This window comes from Neisseria sp. P0001.S005, from assembly GCF_051963715.1.
In genome coordinates, this window is sequence record NZ_JBQCTZ010000242.1 from 1 (window position 1) to 4,811 (window position 4,811).

6 protein-coding genes are annotated in these 4,811 nt (G+C 39.5%); 5 read left to right on the forward strand and 1 reads right to left on the reverse strand.

Annotation, left to right across the window (positions count from 1 at the left end; translation table 11 throughout):
* The first annotated feature begins 422 nt into the window (after window positions 1–422).
* The 5 genes from ACTHSP_RS17920 to ACTHSP_RS17940 all read left to right on the forward strand — a co-directional run bounded on the left by ACTHSP_RS17920 (window position 423) and on the right by ACTHSP_RS17940 (window position 4,357).
* A complete protein-coding gene (locus ACTHSP_RS17920; RefSeq protein WP_049351581.1) occupies window positions 423–734 on the forward strand; it encodes an ArsR/SmtB family transcription factor in 312 nt (103 codons plus the stop codon).
* A gap of 74 nt (window positions 735–808) precedes the next feature.
* Entirely contained in the window at window positions 809–1,135 is a 327-nt protein-coding gene (locus ACTHSP_RS17925; RefSeq protein ID WP_318250403.1) for an oxidoreductase, read from the forward strand.
* Window positions 1,096–1,404, forward strand: a complete 309-nt coding sequence (locus ACTHSP_RS17930) for an oxidoreductase (protein ID WP_283126942.1) — start codon at window positions 1,096–1,098, stop codon at window positions 1,402–1,404. Before ACTHSP_RS17925 ends, ACTHSP_RS17930 begins: the two co-directional genes overlap by 40 nt.
* Window positions 1,405–1,507: 103 nt before the next feature.
* On the forward strand, window positions 1,508–1,861 hold the full coding sequence (locus ACTHSP_RS17935; protein WP_250590028.1) for a hypothetical protein: 354 nt from the start codon (window positions 1,508–1,510) through the stop codon (window positions 1,859–1,861).
* Between the two features lie 222 nt (window positions 1,862–2,083).
* Entirely contained in the window at window positions 2,084–4,357 is a 2,274-nt protein-coding gene (locus ACTHSP_RS17940) for an autotransporter outer membrane beta-barrel domain-containing protein (RefSeq protein ID WP_440346584.1), read from the forward strand.
* Between the two features lie 77 nt (window positions 4,358–4,434).
* Here the strand turns inward: ACTHSP_RS17940 and ACTHSP_RS17945 are convergent, their stop codons facing one another.
* Complete coding sequence (locus tag ACTHSP_RS17945; protein ID WP_440346585.1) at window positions 4,435–4,740, reverse strand: hypothetical protein; 306 nt, start codon at window positions 4,738–4,740, stop codon at window positions 4,435–4,437.
* Window positions 4,741–4,811 lie beyond the last annotated feature (71 nt).

Genomic DNA, 4,811 nt, shown 5'->3' on the forward strand with positions numbered 1-4,811 from the left:
TCGTTAAACGTTTAAAAGCCAAGAACAAACCAAAGATGCTGATATTAGGTGCGCTCATGCGTAAGCTGCTTGTCGTGGCCTACTACGTCCATAAAACCCAAAAACCTTACAATCCTCAACGCTACAAACCTGTATAGAGTTTGCACAAAATAACAAAGCTGTTTTTGCCTGAATGTCAAGCAAAAACAGCTTAAAACGCTTGCGCCCTGCGTAATTACATAAAATAAATATCAAGATAAATCAATATGTTATTTAAATTACTCAAAATAGGTCTAGACGACTAAAGTAGCATCTTTTCTTTTAAGCAGCTAAGGTTAAATAATCCTGATTTAAAAAACCTTCTTAAATTCCCTTTGACATTCCCCCTCATTCCCTTTAAAATGAGTTTAAGTTTTTAAACATATAAACTCAAGAAGCCGAATATGCCGCAACAAACCATGAATTTAATGCGCGAGTGCATTCCCATTTTTACCGTGTTGAGTGATGAAAACCGCCATCAAATCCTGCGCGTGCTGTGGGAACACGGCAGGATGAATGTGAATGAGCTGACCGAGCATCTGCATCTGTCGCGCCCTGCGGTGTCACATCATTTGAAAATTATGTTGCAAGCCGGTGCGGTGGCGGTGGAACAGGTCGGCAAAGAGCGGTTTTACAGTATTGCCATGGCGGATGCGGTGGCGAAGTTGAAACAGCTTGCCGATTTGATGGCTCAAAATTGCCCGCTTTCAAAATAGGGTTATCCGTTAACCCTTTAATTTTTACCTGAATACGTTTACATTTTTAAACTTATCAACTTAAAGGAACGATTATGTTATTCACGCCATTCGCTTTTCAAAACGGCAAAACCGCTAAAAACCGTATCTTTAAATCCGCCATGGAAGAGCAACTTGCCCAAAACGACCAGCCGTCTGAAAAACTCGTCCGCCTGTACGGCACTTGGGCGCAAGGCGGCGCAGGCGTTTTGGTAACGGGCAATGTGATGGTCGCCGAAAGCGGCAAAGGTTCGATAAACGATGTGGTGATTTCAGACGACCGCAGCCTTGAGATGCTGAAAAATGGGCGAAAGCCGGCACGCAAAACGACACGCTGCTCATCATGCAAATCAATCATGCGGGCAAGCAGTCGCCTGCGGTAGTCAATAAAACGCCGCTTGCGCCGAGCGCTGTACCATTGGTAGGCATGGATGGCTTTATCAATCCGCCGCGCGAATTGACTGCCGATGAAATCAACGGGCTGATTCAGCAATTCGTGCAAACCGCCAAAATTGCCGAGCAGGCAGGCTTTTCAGGCGTACAAATTCACGCCGCGCACGGCTATCTCATCAGCCAATTCCTCTCGCCGCACCACAACCGCCGCCAAGACCAATGGGGCGCATGCCGGTTTAACCGCAGCCTATTTATTTAATAAAGGTCGTCCGGCTAAATCGGTTTTCACCATTCATAATTTTTGGAACAAGGCACAAGAACAAACACAGTTACAATCACAACAAAAATTCCAACAAGATTTGGTGGCTGCAGTTCAAGCTCAAGATGAGAAAAAAGTGAAAGAAGCGATTGAAACATTTAATCAATCAGTAAAAGATACAATTACAAGCTTAGATGCATTAGATGTAAAAGCAGAATCAATTAAATCTATCAAAGAGCAAACCAAAAATGTATTAAGCTTGGCGAGTGGTTTATTGGTTGATCAAGCTAATATGAGTTTCACTAACCCGACACAAACACCGGAGCAACAAAAAGCTTATGCTGAAAAAGCTGAAGTATTAAGAAATGCAATGGCCGAGTTACAAAAACAAAGTGTCGAATTAGAACAAAAATTTAATCCTGCACCGGTCGCAGCGCCGGCACAAGACGCAAAATAATATTCTGACTTATTTATCTAAAAATAAATCGCCTTATTGTTCCGCAGTAAGGCGATTTTTTATATGAAATATACCTTGAAAAATTACCGCACTTTTTGGATTTAATTAGAAAAGTGCGGTGAGTTTTCTGTCAGTTTTTTCCGAAACACTCCTTTAATTTGTGTTGGGGTATATGTCGTGCTAAAATTTGAACTCTGTTTAATTAAAAACGAGGATAAAATAATGGAATTCAAGCTTAATAAACTTACATTAGTTTTATTATCAGCTCCGCTTATTGCTAATGCGAGTATCACTCATAACGGAACCAACGTTCTGCCAAGTGGCTTAGCTACAAACATCACGGATAATCAAGAGCATACTATAAATGGGTTTTTAACCATTGCGGAGGGGGGTAAAACAACCCCTGCAGGGCAAGCAAATGGTGAAATGACCATTGATAATGGCTCTAAGTTAAATATCAGTGATACAGTAATGATTGGAAATCAAAACAATGACGGTTTCGGTGGTAAATTGACTGTCACTGGTGCCGGAAGTGAATTAAATGTAGGCGGGATATTAAATATCGGTAACTACAGTAATGCGAATCTCTCTATTTTAGAGGGCGGAAAGGTAAGCTCAACATTTCATGGTGATCCTAACGCGCCTCACTTTTGGGGATGGCTTCTTCATAAGCCAGATGGTCGAACAGCTATTAATACTAAAATTATTATTGATGGTGAAGGTTCTGAACTTTCTTATCATAAAGACTCATTAATTCGTGTAGTTGGTGGCGGCCACAAAGAAACAAATGTTGATGTATTGATTTCTAATGGCGGTAAACTCAGCGCAGGTGTGTTGCAATTAGAAAATGGCACAGCCAATATCCAAATTGGCAACAAAGGTAAAGGTGGAACACTAGATGTTAAACGTTTTTCTATTGGTCTTACAAAACCAACATTCACCTTTGACCAAAATGATGAGTTGAATTTTACCCCTATTATCCACACGTATGGTTCACTGAAAGAATCTCATGTTAATTTCATACAAAGTGGTTCTGGCACAACGTTATTTGCGCCAACAAGCATGAGAGGCGTAAATTCTAAAATTGATATTACCGATGGTACATTGAAAGTCGGTAGAGATAATGTCTTTTTTGGTGCTGGAACTAAAACCAATGAGATTAATATTGGTTCCAAAGGTACATTAGCATTAAATGGTCATAATGCTGATGCGTTAACCGTTAATAATGAAGGTACTATTCGTCTTGCCTCTGATGATGAATCGGCAAATAAAACACTTCGAGTGCTTGACTATACTTCTAATAACGGAAAATTGATTGTCAGTTCCGTTTGGAATAATGATTCAAGTACAACCAAGTCAGATCTTTTGTATATTCTACGTTCAGCAACCGGCCATACTGTAGTTGAAACGGCTAGTGGTTATATTGAAGGAGACATTCTTCGTAAAGCTCATGAAGATGCTTATTCAGCTCCTGTGGTTTGGGACGCAAATATAAATTCTCAAGCTACGTTTACTGGAACGGCTAAAACAAGAAATGCCGGAGAAGCTCAGTTAACCAAGAAGGATCGTTCTATTTACGCATGGACATTAAAAGCATTTGGCCATGATATTTATGCGGCACCGGTTTCTGCGTATATCCAAATGCCACGAGTCAATATGGAATTAGGTTATAGCGTGTTGGATACGTTACACCAACGTCGTGGTGAAATTAGTCAATCACCAAATTCTTCCGTTTGGGCGCGTGTTTCCGGTAAACGCTTGGAAACCGAGGGACGTTCCCGTTTAGACGTTGATAGTTCACAATATGTCGCACAAGTAGGTTATGACTTTAACCGCAGCGAAATGCAAAATGGCGTACCACAATCTCTAAGCGGTGTATATTTTGCTTATTCTCGTGCAGATAGTCGCTTCTACGACCAATATCGTGCTGAAAACGGCGTTGTGGCTGCTGATAAATATACCGGTAAAGGTAAAACAACAGCAGCAAACATCGGTGTATATCACTTATACCGTGCAGTAAATGATGCTTATGTGGATACTGTGGCTCAATTCTCTTACTTAACCAATAAGTATAATCCTAATCTTAGCCGTGAAGTAAGACAACATGGTTGGAGCGGTGCGGTATCTGTTGAGGGTGGTCACAGCTTTGCATTAGGCAATTCCAACTGGCGCCTTGAACCACAAACCCAATTGGTTTACCAACATTTAAAACTTCAATCATTCCATGATGGAGTTCGTGATGTTGCACAAGGTTCGGACAACAACTTACGTGGACGTATTGGTGTGCGTTTAAGCCACAGCAAAGACTTCCAACGTAACCCAAACGTGTATTTTGTCGCAAACGTATGGCATGATTTTGTTAAAGCAAAATCTGTCTTAATCGGTGATACCAAATATGGCGAGAATTATTCCCGCACTTGGTTGGAAGGTGGTGCAGGTTTAAATGTACCATTCGGTAATCACGCTATTCATGCAGATCTTCGTTTAGATAAGTAACTGATTTACCTTTAATATTAATATCGCCAGCAAATAAATAAGAACTTCCCAAAAAAAAGAAGAAAAACAAAATTAATTTATTCATTTCGTACTTTTTCTATTTCCTTCTTCTCTTCTATAGATCTATTTAAATCAGCCATGAACTTAACCATATCAGGATCTGATGGACTCGGTTTTTTTGGATTTGTATTCATTAAATAAAAATCATCGTTATCAGATAATCTATTATTAGATTTAAATTTATTTTGAATAAAACCTAATAAATTTATAACTAGATAAGATCCCATCATGAAATATCTAATTTCATTAGGAATAAAAATAATCTTTAAAAAATGCAACAAATAGAGAAGAACAAAAACAAGATTAAAAATTCTAATAAACATAATGCTAACTTTCGTAATGGTTGCTGAAAGTTAGATTTTGCCATTACCCGAATAGGGTATCAATCCTTGAA

Excerpts from the sequence above, each read along its gene's own strand:
- ACTHSP_RS17920 (WP_049351581.1), top strand. The coding sequence starts at position 423 with ATGCCGCAACAAACCATGAATTTAATGCGCGAGTGCATTCCCATTTTT.
- ACTHSP_RS17925 (WP_318250403.1), top strand. The coding sequence starts at position 809 with ATGTTATTCACGCCATTCGCTTTTCAAAACGGCAAAACCGCTAAAAAC.
- ACTHSP_RS17930 (WP_283126942.1), top strand. The coding sequence starts at position 1,096 with ATGCAAATCAATCATGCGGGCAAGCAGTCGCCTGCGGTAGTCAATAAA.
- ACTHSP_RS17940 (WP_440346584.1), top strand. The coding sequence starts at position 2,084 with ATGGAATTCAAGCTTAATAAACTTACATTAGTTTTATTATCAGCTCCG.
- ACTHSP_RS17945 (WP_440346585.1), bottom strand. The coding sequence starts at position 4,740 with ATGTTTATTAGAATTTTTAATCTTGTTTTTGTTCTTCTCTATTTGTTG.